The sequence below is a fragment of the Actinobacillus suis ATCC 33415 genome, from assembly GCF_000739435.1.
Taxonomy (GTDB): Bacteria; Pseudomonadota; Gammaproteobacteria; order Enterobacterales; family Pasteurellaceae; genus Actinobacillus; species Actinobacillus suis.
Map to the genome: position 1 here is coordinate 1029813 of NZ_CP009159.1, position 19137 is coordinate 1048949.

Consider the following 19137-nt stretch of genomic DNA (forward strand, 5'->3'; position numbering starts at 1 on the left):
TGTCTTCCAGCATTCTGAAAGGAAACACTGTAATTTTGCAGGAATGCCACCTAAACCTATCACCTTCCAAGGGAAAACGCTTCCCTGGAAGTGTTCTCCTGAGGATTTTTTTATTAACTTAGGAGAATAACTATGACTCTCAAATCTCACCCTGAATGGGATATTATCCCATTTGACTCTCAACCTGCCGCAGCACAAACATCATCTGTATTTTGGAAAATAGGGAATAAACTTGGTAATCTTTTTGTATCTGCGAGAAGACGAGTTACCTCAAAATATCGCGAGGTTACAAGCGGTATCAACCAAAAACTAGATGAAGAATATGAACATTTAAGGGCTGAATTTGAAGCAGATCTCTTTGCTCAAACCGAAGCATTCGAATGTGAACTCAAAGCACAGCGCAAACATTGGATTGGTATTTCTATTATTACCACTCTAGTTGGCTTTTTAATTGGCATGTTGATAACCTTTAATCTCATGTAATTTCTATTAACTTATCCCATAGGGAATACTATATCTCTATGGGATTAGCATTCCCTTTTTTTGGAGAAATGCAATGGAAGTTCAAATTAACCTCAACACTGTATCAGGTTTTATCCCTAAACATTGGACTAGGAATAATCACGTGATGCTATCTCAATTACATAAAGATATTACTCGTAATGCAATTCAATCTTGGCAAAAGCGTAAAGAAGGCGAACAGAAAGTACGTTTTCTTCAAGCTATGCCAGCAACTCATGGAGCACACTTCCGCTTTATGAATGTGCAGCAAAAAGATGAAAAGACATTATTAGTTACTATTGATTAAACTTTTACCCCATAAGGGAAACACCTAATTCCCTTATGGATGTAGTGTTTCCCTTTTATTTTGGAGAAACACTATGAACGTTTTAACCGCTTATTTTAATACTCAATTAGTAAATGCTGGTTTTCCAGATGATTTTGAAATCAATTGGTCCTTAGGTTATAGCCAGGGCGATGGTATGGCTTTTTATGGAAACATGGAACATACCTATTGGTTAGGATTGTTTCAACGCATTTACCCAAACCAAAAACGCAAATACCAGAAATTTGAAAGACTAACAAGATCATTGATTGAGTGGCAAAACTACGGGGATAACTTGATAAGCATAAGACGAAATCACTTTGGTTATCGTTATTCTCACTTTAACACGATGGATTTGCATGCACCAAGTGCCGCAGATTTTCGTTTCTTTGATGAAGATGCAAAAAAAGATTGGTATTTCCCAACCTATAAAGTCGGAGAATATCAAGCACTATGGGATGAATTTGTTGCGGATTTAGCGGAATATATTCGGACTTGTCGAAGCAATTAGCACAAGAAGGTTATCGAATTATTGAAGCAACGCCGTATCAGAAAGAAGTCGCTTATCAATTCGAAACACAGCATTATCGAATTGAATTTGTAACTGAGCCTCATGAATTTTATGCAAATCATTTTGAAACCTATATGTATGATTGCGATTTTGAAGATGTTGAAAGCCTTTGCAAAGCAGCATTAAAAGGTATCAAAATTGCTAATGTCTATGCTCAAGTATTGGACAAAGCAACAGGAATCGCTTTAGGGGAAGATTACTTTGGTTATTTAGCTTATAACAAAGAAGATAAAACCTTTGGAGGCTACCGCTATATTTTGATTCGTGAAGCTATTAAAGCAGCTCGTTCAAAAGATGGATTGATTAGTCGTCAAGCACAATTAATGCAAAAATCTCTACCACACTTACACTTAAACACAAACGGGAATTAAACACCGTTTCTTACCCATTGGGGAATACTTTCCTCAATGGGAGTGTTCTCCATTTTTATTTTAGGAGAACACATTATGAACACTCAAACTCAACATAAACCTGACTTATACCAAGAAATTACTAATCGCATTATTAAGTGCCTTGAAGAAGGAACGGTTCCATGGCTAAAACCTTGGAATAATCCTGATTATAACCTTGCACTACCTCAAAATGCGGTATCTAGCCGTCACTATTCAGGAATTAATATTTTATTGCTATGGATAGCAAGTGCTGAAAAAGGTTATAAACAAAGCAAATGGATCACAGCAAAAGCTGCCAATAAACTTGGTGGTCGCGTGCGCAAAGGAGAAAAAGCAACAATTGTTGTAAATTACAATCCGATTGATCGTGAAAAATGTGATGATGAAGGTAATCCAATCTTGGATAAAGATGGAAATCCAGAAATGGAACATTTTGCTGTTTTAAAAAGACATCCTCTTTTTAATATTGAACAATGTGATGGACTTCCGACCACAATGTATGATTCTGTGTCAGTTCAAAATGATAATGCTGGCTCAGCACAATACACCTTATTTGCTGAAATCCGGCAAATGATCAAAGGAATGGATTTGGAAGTTAAAGTCAAGCCAAGTTCGCGTGCATTCTATCATCCTATAGAGGATAAGGTAGTCATGCCGGAAATGAAACAATTTCATTCAGAAGCGGGCTTTTATGGAACATTACTTCATGAAATGACCCACGCAACAGGCCATTCAAAACGCTTACATCGTGAAGGTATTACTTCCGGCAAAGCAAAATTTGGTAATAAAATTTATGCTTTCGAAGAACTAATCGCAGAAATGGGTAGTGCGTTTGTTTGTGCTCATTTAGGTTTCAATGAAGTTCCGCAAAATGCAGCCTATATTGAAAGCTGGATTAAAGTATTGAAGGAAGACAAACGAGCAATATTTAAAGCCTCAGGATTTGCACGTAATGCGTGTGAATACATGATGGATGCACTCAATGTTCAGCAGCAATACGAAAAATTCTTTGCTGAAGCAGCATAATAAAAAACAAAATGCCCTAGATTAATATCTAGGGCATTTTTAGTTAGCGAACTTTACTTCTTCATCTGTTCTGCAAAAGTTGATAGTTAAATTTTCCATATTGTACTCCTATTCAAAACTTATAAATAATCGCATAAATCATACCTGCTACGCACATATATTCTACCAATAACTATGTTCTTTTTATGCAGAGTTTTCAAGCCGTTTCGAAAGTCCAAAAAACGAACGTTTTTTTGACTTTTTTCGAAAAACAAAAAAGTCTTCATTTTCCCCTCTATTTTAAGTTCAATAACTCAGTTCAAAAATCAATGTTCAAGAATTTATCTGTAAATTGGGTTTTTATACTATATGGATGTTATTTTATGTTAATTGGCTATGCTCGAGTTTCAACAGAAGATCAAAATTTAGAGCTTCAAATTGATGCCCTCACTAAAGTAGGGTGTGAAAAGATTTTTAATGATAAAGACTCTCGTACTTCATTTAATCGCCCAGGATTATTAGAGGCCCTCGAATATTTAAGAGAAGGCGATACATTAGTTATATGGAAGCTAGACCGCTTAGGTGGTAAAACTAAGAATTTACTTGAACTTTTTGATTCTCTGCAACAAAGAAATATCAATTTAAAAAGCATTAAAGATTCAATTGATACAGGTTCAGCAATTGGTAAATTATTTTTTCATTTCAGTTCTGCATTAGCAGAGTTTGAAGTTGATATCCTTAGAGAAAGAACTCGGGCAGGCTTAGCCGCTGCTCGTGCGCGCGGACGATTAGGTGGAAGACCAAAGTCTCTTAATGAAAACCAAAAACAACAAGCCTTTGACTTGTATTACAGTAAAAAGCATACCGTAAATAGCATATGTAAAACGCTCAACATTTCTAAAGGAACATTTTATAACTACCTGAAACAGGAAAAAGACTTAAACGGCAAAAGGATAAAGGAAAGCCCCTAAGGGCTTTTAAGGGTAACCTTTCCAAGGGGAAAGGTCTTACCCAAAAAGGCGAAAAGGCCAAAGGGCCTATTCTTCCACTACATCATAGAGATTATGTTATGCTAAAAATGTTCACTAAACTTTTAAAAAAAGAGCCTTCACCATTACCTACATCAGAGCCAGATAATACTCATCTAATCCAAGACAAAGATGGTTGGATTTATCCTAGAAATGCCAATGAATTACTTAGTACTGATTTACGAAAAAAATACCTTGGATTACTTTGGCAGCAAGTTTCTATGGATAGAAAAATGTTTAATACACTTTATCAGAAGCCAATAGAAAATTACGCTGAGATTGTACAGTTATTACCCGCTTCAGAAGCCCATCATCACTCACATATAGGTGGTATGCTTGATCACGGTTTATAAGTTATTGCCTTCTCTGCTAAATTGCGCCAAAGCTACGTTTTACCACCGAATGCAGCTCCAGAAGATCAATCTAAACAACGTGATGCTTGGACTGCGGCAGCTATTTATATTGCCCTAGTTCATGATATTGGGAAAGTTATTACAGACATTGAAATTATTCTAAAAGATGGTACACGATGGTTTGCATGGAATGGAATACCATCTCAACCTTATAAATTCAAATATATTAAAGGTAGAGATTATGAGCTTCACCCTGTTATAGGTAGCTTTCTTGCAAATCAATTAATCCCGAAATCAGCATTTGATTGGATTGCACAATTCCCAGAAGTCTTATCATCATTAATGTACGCAATGTCCGGACATTATGATAAAGCAGGATTATTATCTGAAATTGTTCAAAAAGCTGATCAACACAGTGTTACAGTTGCCTTGGGAGGTGATGTAAATAAATTGGTACAACGCCCTGTCAATTCACTAGCAAAACAACTAGTCATGGCATTACGCTATTTATTGGAACACAAGATTAAACTTAATACTCCTAAAGGACCGGCTGATGGTTGGTTTACAGAAGACGGATTATGGTTAATGAGCAAAACTACTGCTGATAGTATTCGGGCTTATTTATTGGGACAAGGGATTTCAGTACCTAAAGATAATGGAAAATTATTTGATGAAATGCAATCCCTAGGGATTGTAGAGGCAACGACTGAGGGAACTGCAATATGGCATTGTCGAATTCAGGCTGATTCGGGTTGGACTCCGCCGTCATCATTTACCTTATTAAAAATAAAGCCTGAAGTTGCTTGGGAAAATGTCAGTGTTAGACCACAATATTTTGCGGGTAAAGTCAAAATAGATACTAATTCACATGTAGGCGAAAATTTATCTATGTCGAAGCAAGAAATTGTGGTGCCGGAAAATATCCCTCCAGCACCTGAGATAAGCAATATACAACAAGAAACTGAAACAGCCCATAAAATTGAAGAAACTGTATCTACAGCTGAAATAGAAAATGATTTGACAGAACAGTTGCTGAATATGTTTGATGCAAACATTAATTCTGAATCAGCACAAAATAATATATCTGCTGCACCAGTAATTGATAATGTAGAGCCAAATGAACCTTATATTGAACCAGTAAATAAAGTAGAGCAAGTACATCCCCAGAAATGTAACCATACAACGACAGCCCCTATTGAAGATTCTCACTTGGGTAAACAGTTTGTTGATTGGTTAAAACAAGGAATTGCTCAGAATAAATTTGCAATTAGCAAAAATACAGCAAAGCTACATATTGTTGATGGGGCACTATTTATCGTATCTCCAACAATATTTGAACAATTTCTACAAGAAGCAGGATTACCTTACGATAAAGATGCCATTACAAATTTACAGTATCGATTTCAAGACCTAGGATTGCATACTCCTAAAAATGTAATGAGAAAAGGTAAGCCTGATAGTATAAATTTCTGGCGTTGTGCTGTCGCAGGACCAAGAAAAACTTCATATTTAACAGGATATTTGATAAAAGATACTCGTCTCTTTTTTGGAGATAAAATCTTGTTAAATAATTTATGCCTAACTTTACAAGAAAAGGAGTAAGTACATGGAAAAGTTAGTATCTTTTAATAAGCTATTAGAACAATTTTTTTTTCTACCGCAGTTATTTACGTCCAGATACTAAACGTAGTTACAAAAACATAATAAATATTATCCAGCAAAGATTTCCAGATAGATCTGCAGACAGTATTAATAATATTGATTTAATTACCTGGAGAAATGAAATTCTAGATGTCAAAATTAAACCAGTTACATGGAATAATTATGTGAGACATCTAAAAGCTATATACAATGTTGGTATTAAATACAATATCCTCCAGATTTCAAATAATCCGTTTTATGGGCTTTTTATTAAAGAATCTAAGCGCAAGAAGAAGACTTTGTCGAAAGAACAGTTGGATAAATTAAGTTATGCATTAAATGGGAATATCGTATTACCAGAAATGCTAAAGCCAAGTTGGTTTATTAATTGCTTGGTAATGACGTTACGTTGCACCGGCATAAGACGTTCTCAATTAGTACAACTACAAATACAAGATGTAGACCTCAACCGTAGAATTATTTATATTTCGCCAGAGATTAATAAAAATCACGACTATCATATTGTGCCAATTTCCGATAATTTATATCCCCACATAGAGCTATTAGTTGAAGAACTAAGAAAACAGAAGCAGCCTTTAGATAGTCAATTATTTAACTTCAATCTCTTTTCTAAAGTAACCCGTAGAAAAGGAAAGCCTATGAGTGTAGATCAGGTTACTCATATATTTAGACGTATATCTGAAGTTGTTGGATTTACCTCATCTCCTCATCGCTTTAGACATACAGTTGCAACATCATTAATGAAGAATCCGGAAAACGTTTATGTTGTTCAGAAATTACTAGGGCACAAAGATATTAGCGTTACATTAGGATATATAGAACATGACGTGGAAATGTTAAGAGATTCAGTAAACTTATTATAGCTACTGAGGAAAGGAGTTAGAAAAATGATGGGGAACTAAGTTCCCCATTAATGTTAGCCGCTGCCTAACGCATCAATATTGCTCATTATAAGCTGGCCTTGATGCCGGCCCCTACGGATCCCTGCTTTGTTTTAAGACCGGGGGGACATTTGCCCTGTCTACTAAGAATTCTACTATATTAATTCTAAAAATCAAATATATTTTTCTGATATTGGGCTAAATAACGTTAATGCAGAAATACTTTTTACTTGAGGTGACCACTGTTCAATCAATCCTCTTGCACTCTTTAAGGTTGTTCCAGATGCCCAAATATCATCAATTAGTAAAACATTTCTAGTATTTACAGGAAGCCAACCTACATTCTTGACTAAAAGCGGTACGTACTTCCTATCTTTTGTATTTAACGCCTTAATTGTTAAGTTGTCCATATTTCGATTAATAGCTGTTTTTATTCGTTGTTTAATATCTGACCGAATATCAGGGTTATGTATAACCTTATCAATAGCAGATTGGGGAGTATTTTTCATTAAATAGTCTGTAATAATATGAACTTTATATAGTTCCCCTATAATCTGTGCTAATTCATATCCTATACTATGCTTAGAAGGCATTACAATTACAGCGTCAAATGGAAAATTCGATTTAAAACAATCTTTTATGCTATTTCGGACATACAAAAATAATTTTTTTACTGTTTCATCATCGGTAGATAATCCATCACTGTTCTTTAATGCATATAACATTGGACAATTATCTCCCAAAGGGCGACCTGCTCTTCTTTTTTCTTTTTGTCTTTTAATAATTGAGTAAAGATATGTGGTATCCCATTTATATTTCAACATTTGTTGGGGCTGGTCAGATTCAATTTTTACACAATTATTTTTATCAATAATAAACTTCATATTCAAATATTTGTTTTAAAAGACTAAACCCACAAAATTTCGTGGCTTAAGAAATTAGATGCTAGTTCGTATGATATGTGCTGACTCACATTATAATGTCAAGGACATACTACATTTAACAATATATTGGGAATGTTACAGAATAATGTCAAGTTTTTCCTTGATTCTATTGTAGAACACCTACATTCAGGCTTTACAAACATAAAAAAGCTGTGTAGGATCGACAGTGTTGATTAAGTGATCAATACCCATTTTGGGATGTATTGGCTAGGTACACCCAGACAATAGGAAGTATTTTAGCGGTTTTGACTAGAATATATTCCTACGCACTTGATTCAAAATCCTTTGCGTAGAACCACTAAAAAATTTGGTAAAATCTAGAAAACCACTCTTAGCCTGAGTGACGAAATTGGTAGACGTAGCGGATTCAAAATCCGCCGTTGAATAAACGTGTCGGTTCGAGTCCGACCCTAGGCACCAAATCTTATAAATTTCCTTTTATTGATTAAAATAAACCTTTCTTATTATTCTCTTTTTATAAACTTACTACACACAGCAAGCGGTTTAATTTGCGGCTTTTTTTGCAAATTAAACCGCTTGTTATTTCTGCTTGGTAACAATTGGATATAAAAAATGCAGCCCTAAGGCTGCATTTTTACTATGTGCTTATTTAAGCTTCAATTACCACTGATAACCAACACCTACAGAGCCACCTAAGTCTCCGCGAGTATTTGCATTACCTTGTAATTTAAGAATCACTTTGCCGTTATCGCTTGAGCGAGAGTAGCCCACTGCTAATGCACTTTCACCTTTGAAAGTACCCGCTGCTGCCGCTACCATCGATTTACCAGGTACATACACTTGTGGTAAACCTGCTGCTGCATTTGCACCTGCAATACCTGCACGTAACTCTTTATTTACCTTATTGATACGGTTATGAACATTACCTGTAGCCGCTTTCAATTGACTTACATTGACTGCATCAGTATCTGCTTCACCCGCTTTTACATTGGTGATTTTGTTACCTGCCGCATCAATACCAGATTTAGTTACGCTCGGACCATTTGCAACCTTCACGCCGTCAGAATCAATTGTCGTATCACCTGCTTTTACCGTATTTGCGGTTACTTGTTTAGCATTTACTGAGTCAACATTGATGTCTTTCGCCAATTTCACCGTTAAAGTACCGTTACCGTCAGAAACTACGCCGATATTATTATCCGCAAGTTTAGCTTCATCGCTAACACCGCCTTTAACTGTGACGGTAGAACCTAATTTACGTTCTGAAGCCGTACCGGTATCACCTGCAAATGTTAGTGGCTTAACAACTTCATTATTGAGATTGTTAATCGCTTCTCCTACATTATTTGCAGTTGCAGTAGAACCGTCAGTCTTCGTAATCGTATATGTCGGCGCTGTAACATTGCCTTTGTCATCAACTGTTGAGTTACCACCAAGGTAATTAGCAATATTTTGGTTCGCTGCATAAAGCTGAGAACCATTAACCGCTTGTGTGCTAGCCGGTGAAATATCACCGTCTGCTACACCGGTTACTTTATTATCGCCAGCATTAATGCCATCCGCTTTAACAGTTACGTTACCGATCGTTAAGCTACCCTTATCGGTTAAATCAAGGTCGTTTGATAATGTTACGTTAAACTCGGTGTTATTGCCGGTTGTCGTATTGGTGACAACAAGATTGTTATTACCTGATACCACTGTTGAAGTTAACTCAGAATCTGTAATTGCTTTTGCTACATCTTCTGCAGTCGCAAATGTATCACCTGACTGATTTGCCGTAACCGTGACATTACCATTACCGTCTTTATTTACAGTTAAACCTGATTTGTTTACGTTAAATGTAACATCCGTTTTCGTACCATCAGAATTTACTTCTGCGGTTGTACCTGCACCATTCACAAAGTTAACTTGGTTACCCGCTGTCACTTTATCTTTATCAGCACCGTTGCCTTGGATTGTCCAAGATACGTTGTTGAGAACATTTACCATATCACCTACAGTTGCAAAGCTATTATTCGCTTTATCTCCTGCTGCTGAAGTTTCCGCTACACCCGTTGTACTATTGATAGTCACTGGTGCTTTGTTTACCTCAACCGTGTAAATGGTTTGGCCATTATCACCTGTTTTTGGTGTAACGGTCGTGGTATTACCGTTTGCTAACTCGGTTTTCGCCGCTGCTGTTTTCGCATCTAATTGTGATACGTTTACTGCATCGGTTGCATTCGTACCGTTTGCAACATTGGTAATCTTATTACCGCCGGCATCAATTCCGTCATTGTTAATGGTTACATTACCCACTTTCACGCCATCCGCTGTCACTGAAGTATTACCTACAGTTAAACCATCGTTGTTTAGCGTTGTGTTACCAATCTTCACGCTACCTTTATCCGTTAGGGTGAGATTGTTTGATAATGTAACTTTAAACTCGGTGTTATTGCCGGTTGTCGTATTGGTGACAACAAGGTTGCTATTACCTGATACTACTGTTGAAGTTAGCTCAGAGTCTGTAATTGCTTTTGCTACATCTTCTGCGGTCGCAAATGCATCACCTGACTGATTTGCCGTTACTTTACCGTTATTCGCAGTTAAGCCTGATTTGTTTACGTTGAATGTAACATCCGTTTTCGTACCATCAGAACTTACCTCTGCGGTTGTACCTGCACCATTCACAAAGTTAACTTGGTTACCCGCTGTCACTTTATCTTCGTCAACACCGTTGCCTTGGATTGTCCAAGATACGTTGTTGAGGGCATTTACCACATCCGTTACCGTAGCAAATGAATCACTTGAATCCGGTGTTGACACTGTGCCATCGTTATTTACTGTGACGTCACCTTTATTTACTTCCACCTTGTAAATATCTTGACCATCGGCACCTTTCTCACGTGTAACCGTTGTGGTATTGCTGTTCGCTAATTCGGTTTTCGCAGCCGCTGTCGTTCTATTTAGCTGATCTAAGTTAACCGCATCCGTTCCTTTTTTACCTTCTGCAACGTTCGTAATTTGTTTATTACCTGCGTCAATGCCGTTATTGGTAATACTTGGGCCGTCTTTAATGGTTAAGCCTTTGTCATTTAAAGTTGTGTTGCCCGTGGTTACCGTGGTAAATGTTGGGTTTTCACTAATCTTAATCACTAATTTGTCGTTCTCTGTATCGACACGAACGTTCTTCGCACTTGCTGCTGCATCTGTTGCTAACTCGCCCACAATCGATAATGTATCAGTTAAGTTTTTGTGAATTACACCGCTTGCGTTGTTACCCACAAAGTTTAAACCCGCATTAGTTAAGTTAGTCGTTGCGTTAAATAACTGGCCGCCATTTACCGCTTCTTTGCTACCTGCCTCAACTTTGCCGTCTTTTACATTGCTGATAGTAGTATTCGCTGCATCAATACCATTTTTCGTCACACTAGGGCCATTATTAATGGTTACACCATCATTATTGATCTTCGTATCACCCACCGTCACATTACTGAAGGTTGGGTTATCGCTGGTTGCAATCGAGATCTTACCTGCCGTTTGTGTGATATTGATGTTTTTACCTGCATCAATCGTTACCGTATCGCCCATCTTCACATTCGTTAAGCTGGTACCTTCTGCCGAACCGTTGGATGCTGAAGTCGTAATATTCCAGCCTTTATTTACAGTATTCGTCACATTCGTTACGTTTTGGTTTGTCGTATACAACTGACTACCATTTACTGCATCTTTGCTGGTTGCCGATACTTCGCCATCTTTTACGTTGCTAATCGTATTATTCGCAGCGTTAATGCCTTTATCTGTAACAGATACGCCACCTACAGTTACGTTATTATCTGTGATTGTGGTATTGCCTAACTTAATCGAACCTTTATCCGTTAAGTCTAAAGTATTCGATAACGAGTAAGTAAAGTTTTGACCGTCTTGTGCTAAAACAAGATTATTGCCGGCTTTAAACGTCACCGTTTCACCTGCTTTAACTTGTTCAGCCGTTGTACCACTTACCTTACCGCTATCTACGCTACCTGAGGTCACATTAAAGCTTGTATTGTTCAGCACGTTTACAAGGTTATCACCCGTTACAAACGTATTGCCTGCTTTATTATTTGCAGTCGTGCCATTCGGGTTAGTTACCACTTCCGCTTGTGCTACAGAGATATCGTAAATACGACCGTTCGTTAAATTCTCTTTAACCGTAATTGACTTATCATCCGATGTCACTGTTGTTGTGATCGCGGCTTTCGTTTCATTTAACTGGTTAAGATTTACCGCATCTGTACCGTTTACACCGTTTGCTACGTTCGTAATCGGTTTATCTGCCGCATCAATACCTTCATTAGTAATGCTTGGGCCATTATTAATGGTTAAGCCATTACCATTAATTGTCGTATTACCTAACTTAATATCATCGCCGTTTAAGCTCGTATTACCCACAGCTGCCGTCGTAAATGTCGGTTTATCGCTAGTTGCAATCGAGATCTTACCTGCCGTTTGTGTGATATTGATGTTTTTACCCGCATCAATCGTAACAAGCTCGCCCATATTGATTTGTTCAGTGCTATTACCCGTTACCGAACCTTGCGATGCGCTTGTTGTAATATTCCAGCCTTTAGCAACTTCATTACTTACATTGTTAATGTTATTTGTAACATTCGTAACGTTATCCGTTAGCTGTTTTACATTCACTGCGTCTGTTGGTTTGGTACCTGCCGCCACATTAGAGATTACTTTATCTCCCGCATTAATACCGTCTTTGGTCATACTTGGACCATTGTTAATGGTTACTCCATCAGTATCGATCTTCGTATCACCTACCGTCACATTAGTAAAGGTTGGCGTTTTGCTAGTTGCAATCTTAATGCCTTCATTATCTGCCGTTAGCACAATGTTATCACCCGTAATAAAGTTTGCTTTATTACTATCTTTAGTGATCGTTTTAACATCTGTACCATCAATTTGAGTTACAACTGTTTGCAATGCCGTATTAGCCGTAGTGTTAGCTTGATTCGCCACACTATTTGCTGTCGTAATATTGTTCTTCGCACTATCAGACAGATCAATTGTGTAATCAATCGTGTTTGTTGTGCTATTTACTTCAGAAGTTACATTCACTTCTGTCGAACCAGCTTTAGCCGTCGTATTCCATGCATTTACGGTGTAATCAGTGCCGCCTGTGGTTGCATTTGTCGACGTTGTCACAGCTGTATTTAAGCCTTTTAATACGGCAGCTTTACTTGCATTTAATTGCTGTACATTTACTGCATCTGTAGCATTTGTACCATTCGCTACATTTGTAATTGGTTTATCTGCGGCATCAATGCCATTATTAGTAATACTTGGACCGTTATTAATGGTTATACCATCATTATTGATCTTCGTGTCACCTACCGTCACATTAGTAAAGGTTGGCGTTTTGCTGGTTGCAATAGAGATTTTCGTGCCTTCTTGTGTGATTTGAATATTCTCACCACCATCAATTGTCACTTTATCACCCATTTGAACATTCTTATCTTCAGTCCCTGTTGCATTACCTGAAGTAGTGATATTCCAGCCTTTATTTACTGTTGTATTTGCAGTATTCGCCGTGCTATTAGCTTGATTCGCCACACTATTTGCTGTCGTAATATTGTTCTTCGCACTGTCAGATAGATCAATTGTGTAATCAATCGTGTTTGTTGTGCTATTTACTTCAGAAGTTACATTCACTTCTGTCGAACCAGCTTTAGCCGTCGTATTCCATGCATCAATCGAATAAGTAGTACCGGTATTATTTACTTTGGTATTTTTCCCATCTTGTAAATTTACTGTCGGTACAACATCTACAGCTAAATCATAGGTATTACTTGCTTGATCATAAACAACTTTTACCGAATTATTATCGGATTTAACCTTAGTGCGTCCATTATCGACATACTGTTTATTTGCGGCATCTGTATCATTTACTGGCGCTGCAACATTAGTTACAACATTACCACCCATATTGATATTGCCATTCGGCTTCGCATTAAAGTTTTGGGTCGTTACTGTTGTAAATGTTGGCGTAGCGCTTGTCGCAATTGAAATTTTATTTGCTGACTGAGTAATATTAATATTATCTCCGGCTTCAACTGTTACCGTTTCACCTAGTTGAATATTATCAACTAATGTTCCAACAACATTACCTGAACCTACTTTTGCAGTTGTGATATTCCAGCCTTTATTTGCTGTTGCATTAGCCGCATTTGCAGTGTTATTCGCTGTATTCGCAGTATTATTTGCTATCTTAATTGCATCTGTCAGGTTATTTGCTACTACATACAGTTGCGAACCATTAATCGCATCAGTTGATGTTGCACTGATTCTACCGGCAGCAACATTTTGGATTTGGCGCTTTTGATTGCCATTACCTACAGATACAACTGAATGAGCTGTATTACCAGCAAAACCAGAGTAAGTAATACCATTTACTGTCGCTGAGTCTGTATTCACGGCTGCTTCTGTTGTTGTCCCTGAACCAAGAGCCACAGAATTATCTTGTGTTGCAGTAGCATTATCACCAATTGCGGCTGTTGAAGCATTAATTGCTTTTGAATCAATACCAAATGCTACTGAGCGATCACCTGTTGCGTTTGAAGTATCACCAACTGCTGTTGCATAAGTACCGGTTGCATTTGAACTTTCACCGATTGCAACTGAGCTATCACCCATTGCGTTTGAATCATTACCGATTGCAACGGCACTATCTGCTGTTGCTGTTGCACCAACACCCACAGCTAATGCGCTTGTCGCATTCGCAATAGAATCTGAACCTAATGCAACAGTATTCTGTGCTGATGCCGTAGAGTTATAACCCAATGCTGTTGATTCTGTGCCTGACGCAAGTGAAGATGTCCCTACTGCTACGGTATTATTATTAGAAGCTGTTGCTTCAAAGCCCATGGCATTCGCACCATCTGCGGTTGCTTTAGCTAGTACACCGATTGAAGTCGCAGCTAAGCCGGTTGATGTTGCTGAGGTACCAATTGCAGTTGAAAGACCACCAGATGCTAATGAACTATCACCCATCGCTGTTGCACTTACTGATGAAGCCGTTGAATTATAGCCGATAGCAATTGATTCATTTCCGGTTGCTGATGCTTTCGGGCCTGCCGCCATTGCATTCGCAGCGGTCGCACCTTTATTATCTTTATTTTCAGCAACGGTTGAATTTACAGAATAATATTCAATACCTGCTGCAGTACTTGCGGTATTTAATGCCGAAATAACTACATCATAAATACCTGTTGTACCATTTGCTTTTACTTCAACATTGGTATTGGCATTACCAGCTAAAAAGTTAACTTGATTATTCAGTTTAACATCACCAACTTTTGTACCGTTAGCGATTACCCAGCCTTCACTTAATTTATTTGCTACTACATAAAGTTGTGAACCATTAATTGCATCTGTTGAAGTCTCAGAAATTTTACCAGCCGCTACATTGATTAATTGACGTTCAGCTCCCTCTTGACCAATACTTACAATACCATTACCTGAACGACCTTGCCCCGCAAAGTTTTCATAAGTAATACCATTAATAGTAGCTGAATTTTCTGTTGTTGCTGCACGGTCTTTGGATAGTGAGCCTAAAATTACACTATTTGCTTGAGTAGAAACAATATTAGTACCAAGCACATATGTTTCTTCTTGAACTACCTTATTATTACTACCAATCGCAACAGAGTAACATGCTGTAACATTATTATTTGTACCAATCGCAATTGCATCTCGAGCAGTAGCATTTGTGGTACTACCGATAGCAACCGTATCATTTGCTGTTGCTTTTGAAAGTTCACCAATTGCAATCGCTTGATCTGCTGTCGCATTTGATTTTAAACCAATTGAAACAGCACCTTGCTTATCTGCATTTGCACGAGTACCCAACGCAATCGCACTAACACCGGTAGTTGCTACATTTGCACTTTCACCGATAGCAATACTTGATACGCCACTTGAATTCGCTTGTAAACCAAATGCCATCGCAGAAGATGCATTTGCAATAGCTTGACGGCCAGCTGCAATTGTGTCCGCATTTAAAGCCTTACTTTGATTACCTATTGCGATAGAATTATCTTTTTCTGTTTTTGAATTTACACCAAGAGCAAATGATGAGCCTCCGGTTGCATTCGCGTTATAGCCAATAGCAGTAGAATTCGATGCGCCTGATTTTGCAATCGTACCTATAGCAATGGAATAATCACCTGATGAATCCGTATGGTTAGTAGAATAGTTCGAAGCATAAGCAGTACCTCCACGTCCATCAGTTGTCGCTGTTGCTGCAACATCTGCGCTACCAATTGCAATAGATTGTTTACCTTTAGATGTTGCTGATTGTCCTACTGCCAAACTTGATACCCCATCAGCCCAAGATGCTGTACCAATCGCCATTGCATAAGCTGATGTAGCTGCTGATTGACGCATAATTGACAATGAGTTGAAGCCCGATGCACGAGATGCTGTACCTTGAGCCATAGCCCCAGTACCACTCGCAATAGAAAAATGACCTAACGCAGTAGATAATGGGCCACTTGCTTTAGCGTAATCACCAATTGCAATACCTGAAGCAAGATTCTGATAATTTGCAGCTAATGCTGAGCTTTGGTTACCAATTGCAATACCTGTAGCTTCAACATCCCCTATGTTATCTATTGGGGAATATAGATCACTACCTGTTCGCGTACGATTCGGGTTATCATACGATAAACTTCCTGGATTATTATAATTTACCGCTGCATCTCCACTAATAGCTGCTGCATAGGCACCAGCTGTACTAGCACTACCAATTGCAACCGCAGCTTCCGCTATTGTAGGAATTAATGCGCTACCTAATACAACAGATCCTAGGGTTCCTAGTGCTAATAAATTCTTAGTATTTGTTCTTTCATCCGTAGATGATGATTTACCCTTTGCTTTAGACAGCTCTGAAGTAACCACAAACGTCTGTGTTGTATGGTTCCAGATGACCTTAAAAATTTTATTCATATTCTTTCCTTTTGATTTCTAAATTGAATAACAATTAATTCAAGATAGAAGTGCGAAGACAACTAATAAACAACGCACTAATTACATACATTTTGGGTTTTCCAGACCAAAACTTTCTTATTCTAGCCCAGTTGATATACCTTAGTCCTCTGATTAGAAGCTAATATACATTTATTTACACACATACACTTCTGTATAAACCTTCTGTAATAAAGTGTAGAATAAACTAAATTATTCTCCATTCATTTATTGACCCAAAAAAGACTGAACAATTATTTTAAAGTTCAAAAAAATTTTATTTTTAGAAAAAATTTTTTAATAATTTTGCAACAAAACCCCAAATAGTAAAATTTAAAAGCACATTAACTTCAAAAAGAAATAAATTTTATTTCGAATCATAACAATTAACATAAATACAAAGCATTATCATTAATAAAAACATCCCAAGTAACAAAAAGATAACGATTATCATTTTATTTAAATAAACAGTTATTAGAAAAAAGCCGATTAAAGTCAGCAGGACTTTAATCGGCTTTAATTAAATTAAATAAATAGTCAATTCAAATAAAAAATACAATAGCTTTTATATTCTTTAAAAAATAAAAACATCCAAACTCTAAATAAATAATATATATTTATGTTATTTTGCTAATTTCCTCACTAAGTGCAAAGGGCATTTTGCGGGGGCCCCGAACAGCTGAAATGCCAAAACTTTGTAACAAAGTTTTTGGTAATAACGCCTTATGATAAACGTTTAAGCACTGCAAACGCATCACCCTGTCAATACGTAAATCTGTTCTCTCTGATTTATATGGCAAATTAACTTCTAATGCCTCACATTTACACCTAATGGCGGCGGTTGGGGCAGTAACATAAATATATACCGTATCGCCTACCGCAATATTATTGCTCTGTTTCCATAACAATTCCGCACCGACTTTAAGCGCTTGTTCTACATCATAGTATTTCAGATTTGCCGGAACAATCCATTCTGTATGGCTTGCAATACCTAATTTTTGCTTACGTTGTCGGGTAGCAGTGAGATCAAAGCTGCTATTTAATAAGAATAGGATTGTTTCTTTATCTACCGAACCGTCTAGCAATATACTCAGCCAATTGGCTTTATTCATATGATAAGCCGGAAAAAAGCCCGGCTGAGTTAAAAATGAATTTAAGAGATCGGGTGAGCATTTAACATTCATCACCGGAACATTTTTCTCTCCCGATAAACCAAAAACTGAAGATGCTACATCCATCAAAATCGCATACCATTTTCGATTATCCGGATGACATAATACCGCATAGGTTGGATGCTTTTTCCATAAAAATTCCGGTTCCGTACCGTATTGTTGTAAAACATATAATAGTACCTCGTCCCGAAAATTTAGTTTTTTATTTTGCATACGTATCCCTTCTTATTTAAAAAAGACAAGCGGTAAGATTTTATCAACTTTTTGCATTTGCAAAAAAATCTCAAAATCTTACCGCTTGTTTAGTTATTCATTCTTTTCAGACACAATCACCGGCTCAAATTCCGCTTTTTTAAGAAAGTTTTGTTCTCTAAAGTTAATCGGGAAATGACAAGCGAATTCATGTTGTTTAAATTTACGCAATGGCGGTTTTTGAATACATTTCTTCTGTGCAAACGGACAGCGAGGCCCTAATCGACAGCCTATTGGCATATTTTGCAACATCGGTACTGTGCCTTTTAAAGTATTTAAGTGGCTTTTAAAGGCGAGAGGCTGAGAAAAATCCGGAATACCATTTAATAAAACGGAAGTATAAGGGTGATAAGGTGATTCCATAATTGTTTCTTTGCTACCGATTTCAACCGTTTGCCCACAGTACAGTACATTAAACGAATCCACCCATTTCTCAATACTACGAATATCGTTTGCTACCAACAAAATTGAGGTACCGAGGTTTTTATTCATACTAGAGAGTAAACGATAAATTTGCAATTGTGTAGTCGGTTCTAGCATATGAGTCGGCTCATCCGCTACCAATAAACGAGGCTGATTAGCAACCGCCATAGCAATAATAACTTTCTGAGCTTCCCCTTCCGTAATATCAAACGGATAACTTCGCATAATGGTTTTATGATCTCGAATCCCTACTCGATGCAGCAATTCAATCGCCTTTTTCTTTTTCCAGCCAAACCATTGCCACCATTTGCCTTTAAAGTTAATCGTTTGAATTAATTGCTCCCCTACTCTTCGGCTTGGATCCAGACTAGAAAGCGGGTCTTGGAAGATCATAGAAATTTGTTCACCAACAACCTTTCTACGTTGAGTTGATGAAAGCTTCAATAATTCAACATCATTAAAACGAAAACGATCTGCAGTGACAATCCATTCGTCCTTCATTACCCCGCAAATGACTTTAGCAATCAAGCTCTTACCTGAGCCGGATTCCCCTACTAAGCCGCATATTTCGCCTTCATCCAGAGTAAGATTTACATTATCTACCATTTTTACTCGTCCATTCGGCGTATCAATCTCAATACTTAAATGACGAATATCTAATAAAGCCATA

At 37.4% G+C, this 19137-nt stretch carries 11 protein-coding genes, 1 tRNA gene and 1 pseudogene; 9 read left to right on the forward strand and 4 right to left on the reverse strand.

Annotated elements, in window-relative coordinates:
• The first annotated feature begins 132 nt into the window (after positions 1 to 132).
• The 8 genes and pseudogenes from ASU1_RS04745 (at position 133) to ASU1_RS04775 (ending at position 6700) form a co-directional block, all read left to right on the forward strand.
• Positions 133 to 483 carry a hypothetical protein gene (locus ASU1_RS04745; RefSeq protein WP_005607882.1) on the forward strand — a complete coding sequence of 117 codons (351 nt, stop codon included), beginning with the start codon at positions 133 to 135 and terminating at the stop codon, positions 481 to 483.
• Positions 484 to 628: 145 nt separating this feature from the next.
• Complete coding sequence (locus ASU1_RS04750) at positions 629 to 808, forward strand: hypothetical protein (RefSeq protein WP_100068060.1); 180 nt, start codon at positions 629 to 631, stop codon at positions 806 to 808.
• 73 nt (positions 809 to 881) lie between these two features.
• Positions 882 to 1337, forward strand: coding sequence for a hypothetical protein (locus tag ASU1_RS11660; RefSeq protein WP_051889505.1), 456 nt, complete (start codon positions 882 to 884; stop codon positions 1335 to 1337).
• Positions 1322 to 1768, forward strand: coding sequence for a hypothetical protein (locus ASU1_RS11665; protein WP_051889506.1), 447 nt, complete (start codon positions 1322 to 1324; stop codon positions 1766 to 1768). The genes ASU1_RS11660 and ASU1_RS11665 overlap by 16 nt, the downstream gene beginning before the upstream one ends.
• Before the next feature lie 75 nt (positions 1769 to 1843).
• Positions 1844 to 2815 carry an ArdC family protein gene (locus ASU1_RS04760; protein WP_039195133.1) on the forward strand — a complete coding sequence of 324 codons (972 nt, stop codon included), beginning with the start codon at positions 1844 to 1846 and terminating at the stop codon, positions 2813 to 2815.
• A 362-nt stretch (positions 2816 to 3177) separates the two neighbouring features.
• Positions 3178 to 3765, forward strand: a complete 588-nt coding sequence (locus tag ASU1_RS04765) for a recombinase family protein (RefSeq protein WP_005620738.1) — start codon at positions 3178 to 3180, stop codon at positions 3763 to 3765.
• A 98-nt stretch (positions 3766 to 3863) separates the two neighbouring features.
• Positions 3864 to 5777, forward strand: a pseudogene (gene mobH, locus ASU1_RS04770) (MobH family relaxase).
• A gap of 101 nt (positions 5778 to 5878) precedes the next feature.
• Positions 5879 to 6700 (forward strand): tyrosine-type recombinase/integrase, encoded by an 822-nt coding sequence (locus tag ASU1_RS04775; RefSeq protein WP_408608511.1) that lies wholly within the window; start codon positions 5879 to 5881, stop codon positions 6698 to 6700.
• Between the two features lie 191 nt (positions 6701 to 6891).
• Here the strand turns inward: ASU1_RS04775 and ASU1_RS04780 are convergent, their stop codons facing one another.
• On the reverse strand, positions 6892 to 7602 hold the full coding sequence (locus ASU1_RS04780; RefSeq protein WP_039195136.1) for a phosphoribosyltransferase: 711 nt from the start codon (positions 7600 to 7602) through the stop codon (positions 6892 to 6894).
• 394 nt (positions 7603 to 7996) lie between these two features.
• Between ASU1_RS04780 and ASU1_RS04785 the strand changes: the two genes are divergently transcribed.
• Positions 7997 to 8082, forward strand: a tRNA-Leu gene (locus tag ASU1_RS04785).
• A 201-nt stretch (positions 8083 to 8283) separates the two neighbouring features.
• Here the strand turns inward: ASU1_RS04785 and ASU1_RS11860 are convergent.
• The 3 genes from ASU1_RS11860 to ASU1_RS04800 all read right to left on the reverse strand — a co-directional run bounded on the left by ASU1_RS11860 (position 8284) and on the right by ASU1_RS04800 (position 19136).
• Positions 8284 to 16602 (reverse strand): YadA-like family protein, encoded by an 8319-nt coding sequence (locus tag ASU1_RS11860; RefSeq protein ID WP_039195140.1) that lies wholly within the window; start codon positions 16600 to 16602, stop codon positions 8284 to 8286.
• A gap of 635 nt (positions 16603 to 17237) precedes the next feature.
• On the reverse strand, positions 17238 to 18005 hold the full coding sequence (locus ASU1_RS04795) for an MmcQ/YjbR family DNA-binding protein (RefSeq protein ID WP_014991666.1): 768 nt from the start codon (positions 18003 to 18005) through the stop codon (positions 17238 to 17240).
• 93 nt (positions 18006 to 18098) lie between these two features.
• Positions 18099 to 19136, reverse strand: a complete 1038-nt coding sequence (locus ASU1_RS04800) for a peptide ABC transporter ATP-binding protein (protein WP_014991667.1) — start codon at positions 19134 to 19136, stop codon at positions 18099 to 18101.
• Position 19137: the final 1 nt, after the last annotated feature.

Coding starts and splice junctions, on each gene's coding strand:
- ASU1_RS04745 (WP_005607882.1), top strand. CDS start 133: ATGACTCTCAAATCTCACCCTGAATGGGATATTATCCCATTTGACTCT.
- ASU1_RS04750 (WP_100068060.1), top strand. CDS start 629: ATGCTATCTCAATTACATAAAGATATTACTCGTAATGCAATTCAATCT.
- ASU1_RS11660 (WP_051889505.1), top strand. CDS start 882: ATGAACGTTTTAACCGCTTATTTTAATACTCAATTAGTAAATGCTGGT.
- ASU1_RS04760 (WP_039195133.1), top strand. CDS start 1,844: ATGAACACTCAAACTCAACATAAACCTGACTTATACCAAGAAATTACT.
- ASU1_RS04765 (WP_005620738.1), top strand. CDS start 3,178: ATGTTAATTGGCTATGCTCGAGTTTCAACAGAAGATCAAAATTTAGAG.
- ASU1_RS04780 (WP_039195136.1), bottom strand. CDS start 7,602: ATGAAGTTTATTATTGATAAAAATAATTGTGTAAAAATTGAATCTGAC.
- ASU1_RS11860 (WP_039195140.1), bottom strand. CDS start 16,602: ATGAATAAAATTTTTAAGGTCATCTGGAACCATACAACACAGACGTTT.
- ASU1_RS04795 (WP_014991666.1), bottom strand. CDS start 18,005: ATGCAAAATAAAAAACTAAATTTTCGGGACGAGGTACTATTATATGTT.
- ASU1_RS04800 (WP_014991667.1), bottom strand. CDS start 19,136: ATGGCTTTATTAGATATTCGTCATTTAAGTATTGAGATTGATACGCCG.